Origin of the sequence: Streptomyces sp. V2I9 (assembly GCF_030817475.1) — a bacterium.
Classification (GTDB): Bacteria; Actinomycetota; Actinomycetes; order Streptomycetales; family Streptomycetaceae; genus Streptomyces.
The window spans coordinates 5389842-5404666 of record NZ_JAUSZJ010000002.1; the positions used below are offsets into that span (position 1 = coordinate 5389842).

General features: G+C 70.5%; 10 protein-coding genes. 9 read left to right on the forward strand and 1 reads right to left on the reverse strand.

Features of this window, described 5'->3' with window-relative positions; all coding sequences use genetic code 11:
* Positions 1-112: 112 nt before the first annotated feature.
* From QFZ71_RS23720 to QFZ71_RS23740, 5 genes are all read left to right on the forward strand, one after another.
* The gene (locus QFZ71_RS23720) at positions 113-568 is read left to right on the forward strand and encodes a hypothetical protein (RefSeq protein WP_307670180.1); all 456 of its coding nucleotides are present in this window, start codon (positions 113-115) and stop codon (positions 566-568) included.
* Positions 565-2223 (forward strand): hypothetical protein, encoded by a 1659-nt coding sequence (locus tag QFZ71_RS23725; RefSeq protein ID WP_307670181.1) that lies wholly within the window; start codon positions 565-567, stop codon positions 2221-2223. The genes QFZ71_RS23720 and QFZ71_RS23725 overlap by 4 nt, the downstream gene beginning before the upstream one ends.
* A 27-nt stretch (positions 2224-2250) precedes the next feature.
* Positions 2251-3486: a S8 family serine peptidase gene (locus QFZ71_RS23730; RefSeq protein WP_307670182.1), complete on the forward strand. Its 1236-nt coding sequence runs from the start codon at positions 2251-2253 to the stop codon at positions 3484-3486.
* 73 nt (positions 3487-3559) lie between these two features.
* On the forward strand, positions 3560-3901 hold the full coding sequence (locus tag QFZ71_RS23735) for a WXG100 family type VII secretion target (RefSeq protein ID WP_307670183.1): 342 nt from the start codon (positions 3560-3562) through the stop codon (positions 3899-3901).
* A 43-nt stretch (positions 3902-3944) separates the two neighbouring features.
* Complete coding sequence (locus QFZ71_RS23740) at positions 3945-4241, forward strand: WXG100 family type VII secretion target (protein WP_307670184.1); 297 nt, start codon at positions 3945-3947, stop codon at positions 4239-4241.
* Positions 4242-4592: 351 nt separating this feature from the next.
* On the opposite strand, the gene eccCa is transcribed toward QFZ71_RS23740, so the two are convergent.
* The gene (gene eccCa, locus QFZ71_RS23745; RefSeq protein ID WP_307670185.1) at positions 4593-8561 is read right to left on the reverse strand and encodes a type VII secretion protein EccCa; all 3969 of its coding nucleotides are present in this window, start codon (positions 8559-8561) and stop codon (positions 4593-4595) included.
* Positions 8562-8883: 322 nt separating this feature from the next.
* Here eccCa and eccD point away from each other — a divergent pair, with 322 nt between their 5' ends.
* From eccD to QFZ71_RS23765, 4 genes are all read left to right on the forward strand, one after another.
* Positions 8884-10392: a type VII secretion integral membrane protein EccD gene (eccD, locus tag QFZ71_RS23750; protein ID WP_307670186.1), complete on the forward strand. Its 1509-nt coding sequence runs from the start codon at positions 8884-8886 to the stop codon at positions 10390-10392.
* Between the two features lie 211 nt (positions 10393-10603).
* On the forward strand, positions 10604-10894 hold the full coding sequence (rpsO, locus tag QFZ71_RS23755; protein WP_015611843.1) for a 30S ribosomal protein S15: 291 nt from the start codon (positions 10604-10606) through the stop codon (positions 10892-10894).
* Positions 10895-11203: 309 nt separating this feature from the next.
* A complete protein-coding gene (locus tag QFZ71_RS23760; protein ID WP_307671560.1) occupies positions 11204-13417 on the forward strand; it encodes a polyribonucleotide nucleotidyltransferase in 2214 nt (737 codons plus the stop codon).
* Positions 13414-14793 (forward strand): pitrilysin family protein, encoded by a 1380-nt coding sequence (locus tag QFZ71_RS23765; protein ID WP_307670187.1) that lies wholly within the window; start codon positions 13414-13416, stop codon positions 14791-14793. Before QFZ71_RS23760 ends, QFZ71_RS23765 begins: the two co-directional genes overlap by 4 nt.
* Positions 14794-14825 lie beyond the last annotated feature (32 nt).

Consider the following 14825-nt stretch of genomic DNA (forward strand, 5'->3'; position numbering starts at 1 on the left):
CGCGACGCTCAAGTCGATTGGCGCTGTCGTACCCAGTGACTAGAGTTGGCCGGAGGGGTCGGACCGCACCGCACCGATGCGAAAGCAACGCGTACGGTCCGAGCAAACGGGGATGCGGAACGGGGAGGACAGAACGATGTCCGAAGGTGGGAGTGACCTCAAACGGGGTGTGGGCGCGCTGGAGACATTCAAGAAGCGCGTCGACGACCTGCTGGTCGACTTCGAGGGCTCGGCGGCCAGCAGGACGAAGGTCGCCGACCAGAAGATCTCGCGGGCCTCGCTGAGCGGCCAGAACACGTGCTTCGCCGAGGCCGACGGCCTCTACACCCAGTACAACCGGGTCCATACCTCCCTCGTCGCACTCTCCAAGTCCCTCGGCGACCAGATCGAGTACCTGAGCCTGGGCGTCCACGCGGCGGCTGTCGGCTTCGACAACGTCGAGGACGACATCAGGCGACGTTTCCACGAGATCCAGACGCGCCTGTACGAGGAAGGCATCGAGCGGAGCACCGACACCGGGCCGACCAACCAGGTCAAGCAGGTCGAGGGCGGGTGGGGAGCGGAATGAGCGACGAGACGCCGCAGAAGCTGACGCCCGCCGAGCAGCGGGTGCAGGACCAGGCGCAGGTCAAGATCCAGATGGCGCAGACGGACATCGTCGAGGCCTTCCGCAAGGGGGTGCCTTTCGCCGGCCCGCCCGCGGGCCGTACCTCCTTCGAGGGGTTCGAGCTCAACTCCATGATCGACCTGGTGGAGAACACCCGGCCGGAAGACCTGGAGAGCGCGGGCAAGGCACTCTGGGCAGCCAGGGATGCCATCTCGAAGGCCGCGGAGGAGCTGGACACGTACCTCACAGGGGTCGACTGGCAGGGTGAGTCCGGCACGGCCTTCCGTGCGTTCGGCAAGGGCCTGGTCGCCCACGCACGCGAGCTGGGCGACTTCGCGGAGGTCGCCGGCACCCAGATCACGGTCGCGGGCACCGGCCTGGCCTCCGTACGCAGCGCCATGCCGCCACGCGACGACCGCCAGGTCCGCAAGAGCCCGGACGACATCGAACTCCCGGCCCGGACCGCGGACAACCCGGAGTACCAGGCCGCACTCAAGGTGGAGAAGAACCGCCAGGAGGCCATCAACCAGATCAACCGGCTGGCTTCGTACTACGCGGTCTCGGGGAAGCGGCTGGAGGGGCAGGAGCCGCCGCGGTTCGAAAAGCTGCTGCCTATCGACATGCCGCCGCCAGTGGGAGGGGTCGGGCTACCAGGAGGTTCCGGCGGTTCATCCCCCGACGGATTCGTCGCGGGTGGCGGGACAGGCCAGAGCTATTCGGTGCGCTCCGTCGCAGAAGGACCGGAAGCGCCGAGCACATTTGGTGGCCGGGCTGCCGTGGACCCACTCGGGCCTGCGCCGACGCTGGACGGGAGCACGGCCACGGAGATCAACAGCGTCGCACCTCCCCAGACTCCGCCGACGGTCACCAGCGCACCACCGTCTCCCGCTCCCACGCCCTCCACAGGGCCGACCGGGGTGCTGCCGCCCATGCTGCCCGGCCCGACGAACCCTGGTCCACGGGGAACGCAGCGCCCGACGGGGCCCACGGGCATGTCGCGCACGGTCGGCCAGACCGGTCCGGGCTGGGGCAAGGCCCAGCCCACCGGGGGCGGTCCGGTCGCCAGAGGGCAGGGCGGCCTTCCGGCCGGCCGCCCCGGCCCGATGAGCGGCGGCGGGGGTTCCTCGTTCGCCGGACGTCCGGTGGGCGGTCCGCAGTCGCCGATCGCGGGGCGGCCCGGTGTGACGGGCGGGCGGCCCGTGGTCGGCCAGGGCGGGACGCCTGCGGTCGGCGGGCCGCGTGCCGGAGGTAGGAACGGCATCGTCGGCGGGACCGCCCAACAGCCTCCCCGGAGCAGAGGCGCTGCCGGCGGCGTCGGCCAGCGGGGAGTGATCGGAGGCCCGGGGGCCGCCGCCGCTTCTCGTGCCGGTGGGCGAACCACTCCCGCTCCGGGTGGCAGCGGTGTTGTGGGCGCCGCCCGCAAGGCTGCGGGAGGTGGTCCGAACACCAAGGGGTTCACGACAGGTGGCGCGGGGCTCGTGCGAGGTCCCGCGGATCGCCGCCAAGGCGGGCGCGAGGACGAGGACAACGGATCGACCCGTCCCGACTACCTGACAGAAGACGAAGAGACATGGAACGCCGTCCGGCGCGGAGCCGTGCCGCCGGTGGTCGAGTAACAGCCCCAGGGAAGGTTCGGAAGCCGGATGACAGCAGGGATGGGCCGACCTCCGAGGCGCGTGCGTGTGCTCGGTGCGGTGGCTGCGGTTGCTTCGTGGAGCGTGGTGTTCGTCGGCGCGGCGCAGCCCGCCGCCGCCGACACCCGCTCGAAGCAGTGGTACCTCGGTGCGATGCAGGCCGAGGAGATGTGGAAGGTCACGACCGGTGAGGGAATCAAGGTCGCTGTCATCGACTCCGGTGTGAACTCGTCCACCCCGTCCCTGCGGGGACAGGTTCTCCAGGGCGTCGACGCCACCGGGGCGCCGGGCGACGAAACCGACGACTACGACGGTCACGGTACGACGATGGCCGAACTGATCGCCGGGACGGGCAAAGGAGGCGGCCTGAAGGGGCTCGCCCCCGGAGCCAAGATCATTCCTCTGCGCATCGGCCTGGACGAGTTCCAGGAGAAACACACCAAGGCGAGCGACGACATCGCGCATGCCATCCGGACCGCGGCCGACGGCGATGCACGGATCATCAGCATGTCCTTCGGCGGCTATGGGGTCTCCCCTCAGCAACACGAAGCGATCAAGTATGCCGAGGGCAAAGGCAAGCTGCTCTTCGCGGGCGTAGGGAACGAAGGACACCAGGAGAACAAGCGTGGGTACCCGGCGGCCTATCCCGCTGTGGTCGGCGTCGCTTCGGCGGACCGCGCCGGAAAGGTCTCGTTCTATTCCCAGCACGCCGGCACGGCGGATGTCGCCTCTCCAGGGAGCGACGTCCCGAGGTGGTGCGACAACTCCTTCAAGCGCTACTGCGACGGCGACGGCGGCACCAGCGCCGCCACCGCCATCGCCTCCGGCTCCGCGGCCCTCGTCTGGTCCCTCCACCCCGACTGGACCGCCAACCAGGTCCTCAACGTCCTCTTCGACACCGCCGGCCGCGACTGGAAGGACGGCACGCGCAGCGACTACCTCGGGCACGGGCTGATCCGGCCTTCCATGAGCGTGCTCAAGGGCAAGGGCGATCCGGGGGCCCCGGACATCAGCCCGCTGACCAAGAAGAGGACGACCGGCCGCGCCGCGCCGTCCGGCCCTTCCGCCCAGACCCCGGCGCAGCCCGCCGGGAACGGGGCGGAGGGCGGGCAGACCGTGGCGGTGAAGGACACCCGGTCCTCCGGAGGCGACGACCGGTCGGGCCTCCTCCTCGGAGTCGCCGCAGCCGTGGCCGTCCTCGGAGGAATCGCCTACGCCGTGATCCGCAGGCGCAAGGCCGCTTGACCCGCACGTTCCGCCTGTACCGGCCGGCCATCCATGCCGGCCTCGCAGAACCAACCGAAAGGGAAAGAGAACCATGGCAGACCAGAAGGTCTCAGATGCCGCGCTCCTGAAGCTGGAGGGTGACCTCACCATCAAGTTCGAGTCGGTGAAGAGCCAGCTCAAGAGCCTCCACGCGACGATCGACAACCTCGAAGGCAAGTGGCAGGGCATCGGCGCCAACCACTTCAACGTGAAGCAGACCGAGATCAACAACCGCATGGTCAGCCTGGGCAAGCAGCTCCTCAGCTTCCAGGAGGCCATCAAGGCGGCCCGTACCATCTCGGGCGACAACGAGGACGAGATCCGCCAGGCGCTCCAGGGCGTGGATGTCGTGGAGGGCTACACGCCCCCGAAGTCCAGCCTGAACGACTTCTGACCCGCACCCCTCACCCCGTAACCCGGATTCGACGGAGGACCCCATGGCACACAACGACGGTACGACGGTCGTCACTTACGCGAGCCTTGATCTCGCGTCCGGTGAGATCAAGAAGCAGGCCGCGAATCTCGCTCAGGACCTCAAGGAGATCAGCAGCATGATCGCCAAGGTCTCGGAGCTGTGGGAGGGCGAGGCGAAGCAGGCCTACACCACCGCTCAGACCAGGTGGAACGCGGACGCCACCGCGATCCAGTCCAACCTGAACGAGATCGCTCGCAAGGTCGCCGAGGCCGCGCCGATCTACCGCGGCGGCGACAAGCGCGCGGCGGCGAACTTCTGACGGAGTTCGGCCGAGGCGGTGCCGAAAGCCGCCGCTGAGCAGCATGACGCGGCACAGCACATCAGGGTGGACACGCGCGGGAGGTGTCCACCCTGAACCGTGTGCCCCCACACCGGCAGGCAGCGGGCGGGAAGTGCTGCCCACGCCGGTCGCGGCCCGGCATGCGGCACCGGTCCGCCCGGGCTGTCGGGCCGCGCTGCCCGCCCCGGCTGCCGGGCGGCACCGGTTCGCCCCGCCCCTGGGCTGTCGGACGGCGGGAACAGCCACCGAGAAGCGCCCCCGGCCGAGAAACGGGGCGCACGAACCTCGTGCGCCCCGCCCCTCCGCAAGCCGGCCCCGCCCGGCCCCCGGCTACTCCGCCACCAGCCCCGTCTGCACCAGCGGATTCCCCCGGCGGCGCGTCACGAAGATGCCGCGGCCCGGAGGCATCGGGCGCGGGCGTACGTTGCCGAGGATGTCGCCCTCGTTCGGGTCGCCCGACAGCATCACGCCCTGGGCGCCCAGCTCGATCATGCGCTGGAGGAAGGGGTCGTACAGCGCGCGGCTCGCCCCCGCCGTGCTGCGGGCGATGATGAAGCGGACGCCCACGTCACGGGCGAACGGCAGCATCTCCGTGATCGCCGACAGCGGGTTGCCGCTCGACGTGGCGACCAGGTCGAAGTCGTCGATGACGACGTACACGTGGGGGCCCTGCCACCAGCTCTGCTCGCGCAGCTCCTGTGCCGTGACGTCGGCGGCCGGCGTGCGGCGCTTCATCAGGTCGTGCAGCGCCGCCATGTGATGGTCCATGTTGTTGGACATCGGGATGTACTCCGCCAGGTGCGAGGCGGGGGTCACGTCCAGCAGCGATCGCCGGTTGTCGATGACGAACAGCTTGCAGGTGTTGCCGTCGTACCGCTCCGTCAGCTGCTTGATGAGCAGCCGCAGCAGGTTGGACTTCCCCGACTCGGCCTCGCCGAACGCCAGGAAGAACGGGTCCTGCTCGAAGTTCAGGAACACCGGCTCCAGGTTGTTCTCGTCGATGCCGAAGGCGACACCGCGCTGGGGAACCGCGTGACCCGGCGGGAGTTCGGCCGCCGGAAGCGCGCGCGGCAGCAGACGTACCGCCGGGGCGGGCGCGGCCGTCCAGTGGCGGGTGACCTCCTGGTTCATCGCCGCGGTCGCCTCGGACAGGTCGCTGTCGGAGTTGATGCCGTCGATCCTCGGCACCGCCGCCATGAAGTGCAGCTTCTCCGGGGTCAGACCGCGGCCCGGCACCCCGGCCGGCACGTTGGCGGCCACCTTGCGGTCCAGCTCGGAGTCCATGACGTCGCCGAGCCGCAGCTCCAGGCGGTTCATCAGGTGGTCCTTCAGGCTGGCCCGTACCTCCATGGAGCGCGACGCCGTGACGATCAGGTGGATGCCGTACCCCAGACCACGCGCCGCGATGTCCGTCGCCGCCGTCTCCAGCGCCTCGTAATCCGTACGGAAGCTGCCCCATCCGTCGATCACCAGGAACACGTCGCCCCACGGCTGGTCCGTCACCGAGATCTCACCGCGCGCCCGCATCCTGCGGAACGTGGCGATGGAGTCGATGCCGGCGCTGCGGAAGTACTCCTCGCGCCGCGCCAGGATGCCGTACACCTCGGCGACCGTGCGGCGCACCCGCTCGGGGTCGAGCCGGGACGCCACACCGCCGACGTGCGGCAGACCCGCGATCGAGGACAGACCGCCGCCGCCGAAGTCGAGCCCGTAGAACTGGACCTCCTGCGGGGTGTGCGTGAGCGCGAAACCGGCGATGAGCGTCCGCAGCAGCGTCGACTTCCCCGACTGCGGGCCGCCCGTGATCTGCATGTGGCCGGCGGCGCCGGAGAAGTCCCGGTACAGGGTGTCGCGCCGCTGCTCGAACGGCTTGTCGACCACGCCCAGCGGCACGACCAGCCGACCCGAGCCTTCGAAATCCGGCTGCGTCAGCCCCCGGCCCTGCACCGGGGAGAGCCCCGGCAGCAGCTCGTCCAGCGACGGCGGGTTGTCCAGCGGCGGCAGCCACACCTGGTGCGCCGAGGCCCCGCGGCCCTCCAGCCGGCGCACGATCACATCGAGCACCGTGTCCGCCAGCGCGTCGTCCTCCGCCGAACGCTGCTCCGGTACGCCTCCGACCTGCGCCGCCGGCCGCACGTACTGGACGGGGACCGGCGCGGCCGTGAACGGAACCGGCCTGCGGTCCACCGGCAGCGGGGCGCCCGGCGCGGCGGCCCGCTGCCCACCGGAGCGGTACACCCCGGAGACGTACGCCGCCTTGAACCGGACCATCTCCTCCGTACCGAACTTCAGCAGCCCCGAACCCGGCACGTTCGGCAGGTGGTACGCGTCGGGCACGCCGATCGCGGCCCGCGACTCCGCCGCCGAGAACGTCCGCAGACCCACCCGGTACGACAGATACGTCTCCAGGCCGCGCAGCCGCCCCTCCTCCAGCCGCTGCGACGCCAGCAGCAGGTGCACGCCCAGCGAACGGCCGATACGGCCGATCTGGACGAACATGTCGATGAAGTCCGGTTTGGCGGTGAGGAGTTCGCTGAACTCGTCGATGACCAGGACGAGTGAGGGGATCGGCTGCAACGGCGCACCGGCCGCGCGCGCCTTCTCGTAGTCGTGGATGTTGGCGTAGTTGCCCGCGTCGCGCAGCATCTCCTGCCGGCGGTTGAGCTCACCGCTGATGGAGTCGCCCATGCGGTCGACCAGCGTCAGGTCGTCCGCCAGGTTGGTGATCACCGCCGCCACGTGCGGCATCTGCGCCATTCCGGCGAAGGTCGCGCCGCCCTTGAAGTCGGCGAGAACGAAGTTCAGCGTCTCGGAGGTGTGGGTGACGGCGAGACCCAGCACCAGGGTGCGCAGCAGCTCCGACTTGCCGGAACCCGTGGCGCCCACGCAGAGTCCGTGCGGTCCCATACCCTCCTGGGCCGCCTCCTTCAGGTCCAGCATCACGGGCGAACCGTCCTCGCCCACACCGATCGGCACCCGCAGCCGCTCCGCCTGGGACCGCGGCCGCCAGGTCCGGCCCACGTCGACCGAGGCGGCGTCCCCCAGGTTCAGCAGGTCCGTGAACTCCAGGTTGGCCAGCAGGGGTTCGTCGTCATCCCCGCCCGTCGCCATGTGCAGCGGGGCCAACTGGCGGGCGAGCGCCTCGGCGGCCTCGAGGCTCAGCAGGTCCGGAACCCCGTCGTAGACGAGCCCCTGGCCCGACTCCAATCGCAGCGACGCCGGCTGCACCACGATGGACAGGCCCCCGCGCGCCCCGGTGACCTCGCCCGGCACGATCTCGATGACCGTCACGCCCTGCAGGCCCTCCGCCGACGCGAGCACCGACATGGGCGGCACCGACTCACCGTCCAGGACCACGACGACATGCGGCTGTTCCACCAGCGGCTGGCCACCGGGCTGGAAGCGGGGCCTGCCCTCCAGCCGCCCCGCCAGCAGGTCCTCCAACGCCGGCAGGCCGGTGGTGATCAACCGCCTGGTCCCCGCCCCGTCGGCGGGACCCTGCGCCTGCGCGTGCGGGAGCCACTTCGCCCACTCCCACCGCGGCGCCGCCTCGGCACCGGCCGCGACCGCGATCACCAGGTCCTCGGGGGAGTGCAGGGAGGCCAGCCCGCCCACCATCGCCCGCGCCGCCGAGCGCGCCGACTCCGCGTCACCGCTGACCGTCAGGTGGTAGAACGCGCGCAGCGAGACGGCCATGGGCAGTCCGTCCAGGGTGGAGTGCGTCGCCAGGAACTGCTGCATCGCCCCGGCGGCCAGCGGCTCCAGCTCGTCCACCGGCGCCGTCTCGGGCGCGACGAGCGGCGTCGCCAACTCCTGGCTGCCCAGCCCGATCCGCACCTGTGCGAAGTCCGCGTCCCCCGCACGCCGTTCCCAGACCCGGCTGCCCTCGGCGACGAGCGCCCACAACTGCTCGGGGGAGGGGTGGAGGTAGAACTGCGCGTCGCGCTGCTTGCGCGCCGTCCTCAGCACCGTACGACGGGTCTGCGTCAGGTACTTGAGGTAGTCGCGGCGCAGATCCGCCAGCTCCCCCTGGGTGCCCCGCCGGTACCGTACGAGCATCGCGATGGCCATGGCGAGCGTCGAGGCGATCATGATCATGCCCATGATGCGCATGATCGGGTTGGGCGTCATGAAGAAGAAGACGACGGAACCACCCATGCCCAGCATCGGCAGGAGCTGCATCAGCGCCCCCTCCTGCTGGCCTCGGGGGAGTTCCGGCGGAGGTTGCAACTGCACCTGCTCGACCGGCACTTCGGTGGGCAGGGCCCGCGGTGGGCGCTTGACGACGATCTGGCTCACAGCTCACCAATTCCCTTGCCGGACGGAAGTGTTCCTATCGGCGCCCCCGTGGCGACGGGCTCCATCCGCGGGAGGGATCCTACTGGCGTGAGCGCGACCCGATGGCGGTAGGGTGTCGCGACGCACGTACGCATCCGCTAACTGTCGTGCGAAGGCGGTCATTCGGGACGCGCGGTGCGATCGGCGGTCCCGGCGGTGCGTCCGGGGCGGACGCGGCCCGGCGGTGTCGTGGGAGCGGCACGCGGCGCGGCACCACGCCCGCGACACCCGGAACGTGCGCGGAACGAGCAGCGAGCGCAGAACGAGCTAGGGGGAGCACCAGGTGACCACGACGGCCCAAGCGGCAGCCACCGGACTTGGACGGCAGAGCCACGGAACACCGTCCGGGAGCGCCACCGGATTCTGCCGGGTCACGGTCGTCGCGCCCGACAGCCGTGTCGACGTGGCCCTGCCCGAGGACATTCCCATCGCGGACCTGTACCCCGAGGTCCTCCGGCTCTCCGGACAGAGCCCCGCCCCCGGCGCACCCGTCGGCTACCACCTCGTACGCCGCGACGGCACCGTCCTGGACAGCGCGCGCACGCTCGCCGGGCACCGCATCCTCGACGGCGAGCTGCTGTCGATGCGGCCCTTCTCCGAATCGCTGCCCCCCGCCGTCTTCGACGACGTCTCGGACGCCGTCGCCACCGCCGTGGCCAAGGACCGCACGCTCTGGGGCGACGCGCTCATGCGCGGCGCCGGCCTCTTCGGCGGCTCCGTCCTGCTGGCCCTGCTCGGCTTCGTGCTGTGGACCGCCGACCCGCTCCACGACATGCACGGACTGCCCGGCATCCTGGCCGCCGTCGTCGCCCTCCTCCTGCTCGCCTTCGCCTGTGTGCGCGCCCGCGTGTACGAGGACCGGGCCTCGTCGATCGCGCTCGGCACCGGCGCCCTGGTCAACGCGGCGGTGGCCGGCTCCGGACTGCTGCCCCTGAGCGCCGGGCAGGGCATCGGACGGCTCCAGTTCCTGCTCGCCTGCGCCGCCGTCCTCGTGGTGGCGGTCATTCTGATGATCGTCGCGCCCGCCGGCGACGGGCCGTTCGTCGCGTTCGTCTTCGCGAGCGCCATCGGCCTCGTGGTCACCTTCGTCGCCATCCTGAGCGGCCTGGAGCCGATCGAGGCCGCCGCCGTCTGCTCCCCGCTGGCCGTGGGGGCCCTCGCCTTCCTGCCGGGACTCTCCACCCGCTTCGCCCGGCTCCCCATCGGCTTCGAACCGCCCCGTACCACCGTCGGCGACTACGGCACCTCCGAGCCCGCGCCCTCCGGCCCGGTGGACGCCGCCCGCCTCGCCGCCCAGGCGCGGCGCGGCCACGAACTGCTCCTCGGCCTGGTCGGCGGCTGCGCCCTGGTCGCCGTGGCTGCCTCCGCCGTCCTCGGCTTCTCCGACAACGTCTGGGGCCAGCTGCTCGCCCTGGCCACCGGCATCGCCATGCTGATGCGCGCCCACCTGTTCCGCTACACCGCCCAGGTCGGCTGCGCGCTCGCCGCCGGCCTCGCCTCCCTGGTCCTCCTCGGCCTCGGCCTGTCCCTCAACCCGCCGGCCGCGATGGTCCGCGACGCCCTGCGCGGCGACGGCGCCGCCCTCGACATCCGTACGGTCTGGCTCGCCGCCGCGGTCGCGGGCGTCGCCGTCCTGATCACCGCCATCGGCCTGATCGTGCCGCGCAAGGGGGTGACCCCGTTCTGGGGCCGCTTCCTGGAGATCGCCGAGACGGCCGTCCTGCTGACCCTGCTCCCGCTCTGCCTCGCCGTCTTCGACGTCTACCGCTCGATCCGCGCCCTCACCAGCTGACCGGCGGCGACGGCCCGCACACCCTGCCGGAGCGAAACCGGCAGGGTGTGACCCGAATGGCTGGTAGCCTGTCCAGTGGCCGTTTGTGTACGCGTCCTCGGATCATCCTGGGGGCTGCGCTCATCGGACCTTCGCCTCCGAGTCACGGAAGCTCCCCTGAGAACCAGACCAGGGGCACTCGTGGGCGCTTCGAACACCAAGAGGAGTACGCGTGCCGCTCGACGCCGCTACGAAGAAGCAGATCATGTCCGACTTCGCGCAGAAGGAGGGTGACACCGGATCCCCCGAGGTCCAGGTCGCCATGCTCTCCCGCCGCATCTCGGACCTGACGGAGCACCTCAAGACGCACAAGCACGACCACCACTCCCGTCGTGGTCTGCTGATCCTGGTCGGCCAGCGTCGCCGCCTCCTGCAGTACCTGGCCAAGAAGGACATCCAGCGCTTCCGTGCGCTCGTCGACCGCCTCGGCATCCGCCGCGGTGCGGCCGGCGGCGCCAAGTAAGTACGCCGTGGAGAGGGAGCGGTTCCCGCGTCTGAGGGGATCGCTCCCTTTGCCGTACGTGCGAGACCGGTGCCAACCTCAGTAACCTGGGGACTGCGACACCAGCAGGACCCGCGCGACGAACACGCGCGGCAGCAAGAACGAGGGAGAGGCGCTACGACGCCGCCGCCGGTCCTCGGTAGTGGCCCCCGGGAACATGCCCGGGAGCTTCGATCGAAGACCGGCCCGCATCCACGGTGCGCCTCTCCCGCACCGTCCTGCGCCATACGGGCGTGAGGACGAAAGACGACGAGTATGGAGAAATCACTAGTGGAGAACGAGACCCACTACGCCGAGGCCGTCATCGACAACGGAACCTTCGGCACCCGCACCATCCGCTTCGAGACGGGCCGCCTGGCCAAGCAGGCCGCCGGCTCCGCCGTCGCGTACCTGGACGACGACACCATGGTGCTGTCGGCCACCACCGCCTCCAAGCGGCCCAAGGACAACCTCGACTTCTTCCCCCTCACGGTGGACGTCGAGGAGCGGCAGTACGCGGCCGGCAAGATCCCCGGCTCCTTCTTCCGCCGGGAGGGCCGTCCCTCCGAGGACGCGATCCTCACCTGCCGCCTGATCGACCGCCCGCTGCGCCCCTCCTTCAAGAAGGGCCTGCGCAACGAGATCCAGATCGTCGAGACGATCATGGCGCTCAACCCCGACCACCTGTACGACGTGGTCGCGATCAACGCCGCCTCCTGCTCCACCCAGCTCGCGGGCCTGCCCTTCTCCGGCCCGATCGGCGCCACCCGCGTCGCCCTGATCAAGGGCCAGTGGGTCGCCTTCCCGACGCACACCGAGCTCGAGGACGCCGTCTTCGACATGGTCGTCGCCGGTCGCGTCCTGGACGACGGCGACGTCGCGATCATGATGGTCGAGGCCGAGGCCACCGAGAAGACCATCCAGCTCGTCAAGGACGGCGCCGAGGCTCCCACCGAGGAGATCGTCGCCGCCGGTCTGGAAGCGGCGAAGCCCTTCATCAAGGCCCTCTGCAAGGCGCAGTCGGACCTGGCGTCCAAGGCCGCCAAGCCCGTCGGCGACTTCCCGGTCTTCCTGGACTACCAGGACGACGTCCTCGACGCCCTCGCCAAGGCCGTCACGCCCCAGCTGAAGCAGGCGCTCACCATCGCCGGCAAGCAGGAGCGCGAGACCGAGCTGGACCGCGTCAAGGAGATCGCCGCCGAGAAGCTCCTCCCGGAGTTCGAGGGCCGCGAGAAGGAGATCTCCGCCGCCTACCGCGCGCTGACCAAGCAGCTGGTCCGCGAGCGCGTCATCAAGGACAAGGTCCGCATCGACGGCCGCGGCGTCACGGACATCCGTACGCTCGCCGCCGAGGTCGAGGCCATCCCGCGCGTGCACGGCTCGGCGCTCTTCGAGCGTGGCGAGACCCAGATCCTGGGCGTCACCACCCTCAACATGCTCCGCATGGAGCAGCAGCTGGACACCCTCTCCCCGGTGACCCGCAAGCGCTACATGCACAACTACAACTTCCCGCCGTACTCCGTCGGCGAGACCGGCCGCGTGGGCTCGCCCAAGCGCCGCGAGATCGGCCACGGAGCGCTCGCCGAGCGCGCCATCGTGCCGGTCCTCCCGACGCGCGAGGAGTTCCCCTACGCGATCCGCCAGGTCTCCGAGGCGCTGGGCTCCAACGGCTCGACGTCCATGGGCTCGGTCTGCGCCTCCACCATGTCGCTGCTGAACGCCGGTGTGCCCCTCAAGGCCGCCGTCGCCGGTATCGCCATGGGTCTGATCTCGCAGGAGATCGACGGCAAGACCCACTACGTCGCCCTCACCGACATCCTCGGTGCGGAGGACGCCTTCGGCGACATGGACTTCAAGGTCGCCGGCACCAAGCAGTTCGTGACCGCGCTCCAGCTCGACACCAAGCTCGACGGCATTCCCGCCTCGGTCCTGGCCGCCGCGCTGAAGCAGGCCCGTGACGCCCGTCTGCACATCCTGGACGTCATGAACGAGGCCATCGACGTCCCGGACGAGATGTCCCCGAACGCCCCCCGGATCATCACCGTCAAGATCCCGGTGGACAAGATCGGTGAGGTCATCGGCCCCAAGGGCAAGATGATCAACCAGATCCAGGAGGACACCGGCGCCGACATCACGATCGAGGACGACGGCACGATCTACATCGGCGCGCAGCAGGGCTCGCAGGCCGAGGCCGCCCGCGCCACGATCAACGCCATCGCCAACCCGACCATGCCGGAGGTCGGCGAGCGTTACCTGGGCACGGTCGTCAAGACCACCACCTTCGGTGCGTTCGTCTCGCTCATGCCGGGCAAGGACGGTCTGCTGCACATCTCGCAGATCCGCAAGCTCGCCGGCGGCAAGCGCGTCGAGAACGTCGAGGACGTGCTCGGCGTCGGCGCCAAGGTCCAGGTCGAGATCGCCGAGATCGACTCCCGCGGCAAGCTCTCCCTCATCCCCGTCATCGAGGGCGAAGAGGACGAGAAGAAGGACGACACCGACCAGTGACGTCCCGTAGTTCCGCGACGACGGCCCGCACCTCCTCGGAGGGGCGGGCCGTCGCCCGTACCCAAACGCTTCTCAAGGGCAGCAACGGCATCGGGACGGTCCGCCGGACCGTCCTCCCCGGCGGTCTGCGGATCGTCACCGAGACCCTGCCCTCCGTCCGGTCCGCCACCTTCGGCATCTGGGCCAACGTCGGCTCCCGCGACGAGACGCCCGCCCTGAACGGCGCGACCCACTACCTCGAACACCTCCTCTTCAAGGGCACCGCGAAGCGCACCGCCCTCGACATCTCCTCCGCGATCGACGCGGTCGGCGGCGAGATGAACGCCTTCACGGCGAAGGAGTACACCTGCTACTACGCGCGGGTCCTGGACACGGACCTGCCGCTGGCCATCGACGTCGTCTGCGACATGCTGACCGGCTCGCTGATCGCCCCCGAGGACGTCGACGCCGAGCGCGGCGTCATCCTCGAAGAGATCGCGATGACCGAGGACGACCCGGGCGACTGCGTGCACGACCTGTTCGCGCACACCATGCTCGGCGACACCCCCCTCGGCCGCCCGGTCCTCGGCACCGTCGACACGATCAACGCGCTGAACCGCGGCCAGATCGCCCGCTTCTACAAGAAGCACTACGACCCCACGCACCTCGTCGTCGCGGCGGCGGGCAACATCGACCACGCCACGGTCGTCCGCCAGGTCCGCCGCGCCTTCGAGAAGGCCGGCGCCCTCTCGCGTCACGACGCGGTCCCCATGGCGCCCCGCGAGGGCTCCCGCACCCTGCGCACCGCCGGCAAGGTCGAGCTGCTCAACCGCAGGACCGAGCAGGCCCACGTGGTCCTCGGCATGCCCGGCCTCGCCCGCACCGACGACCGCCGCTGGGCGCTCGGCGTCCTGAACACCGCCCTCGGCGGCGGTATGAGCTCCCGCCTCTTCCAGGAGGTACGGGAGAAGCGCGGCCTGGCCTACAGCGTGTACTCCTACACCTCGGGCTTCGCCGACTGCGGCCTCTTCGGCGTCTACGCGGGCTGCCGCCCCAGCCAGGTCCACGACGTGCTGAAGATCTGCCGCGACGAGCTGGACCGGGTCGCCACACACGGCCTGGACGACGACGAGGTCGCCCGCGCCGTCGGGCAGCTCTCCGGCTCCACCGTCCTCGGCCTGGAGGACACCGGCGCGCTGATGAACCGTATCGGCAAGAGCGAGCTGTGCTGGGGCGAGCAGATGTCGGTCGACGACATGCTCGCGCGGATCGCGGAGGTCACTCCCGACGACGTACGGGAGGTGGCGGGGGAACTCCTCACCCACCGCCCCTCGCTCTCCGTCATCGGCCCGCTCAAGGACAAGCAGGCGGACCGCCTCGAAGAAGCGGTCTCCTGACCCGAAGTGCTCGCACCCTTTAAGGAACCACG

What these genes read in the sequence shown, in the direction of transcription:
- QFZ71_RS23735 (WP_307670183.1), top strand. Translation starts at nt 3,560, where the DNA reads ATGGCAGACCAGAAGGTCTCAGATGCCGCGCTCCTGAAGCTGGAGGGT.
- QFZ71_RS23730 (WP_307670182.1), top strand. Translation starts at nt 2,251, where the DNA reads ATGACAGCAGGGATGGGCCGACCTCCGAGGCGCGTGCGTGTGCTCGGT.
- QFZ71_RS23740 (WP_307670184.1), top strand. Translation starts at nt 3,945, where the DNA reads ATGGCACACAACGACGGTACGACGGTCGTCACTTACGCGAGCCTTGAT.
- QFZ71_RS23720 (WP_307670180.1), top strand. Translation starts at nt 113, where the DNA reads ATGCGGAACGGGGAGGACAGAACGATGTCCGAAGGTGGGAGTGACCTC.
- QFZ71_RS23725 (WP_307670181.1), top strand. Translation starts at nt 565, where the DNA reads ATGAGCGACGAGACGCCGCAGAAGCTGACGCCCGCCGAGCAGCGGGTG.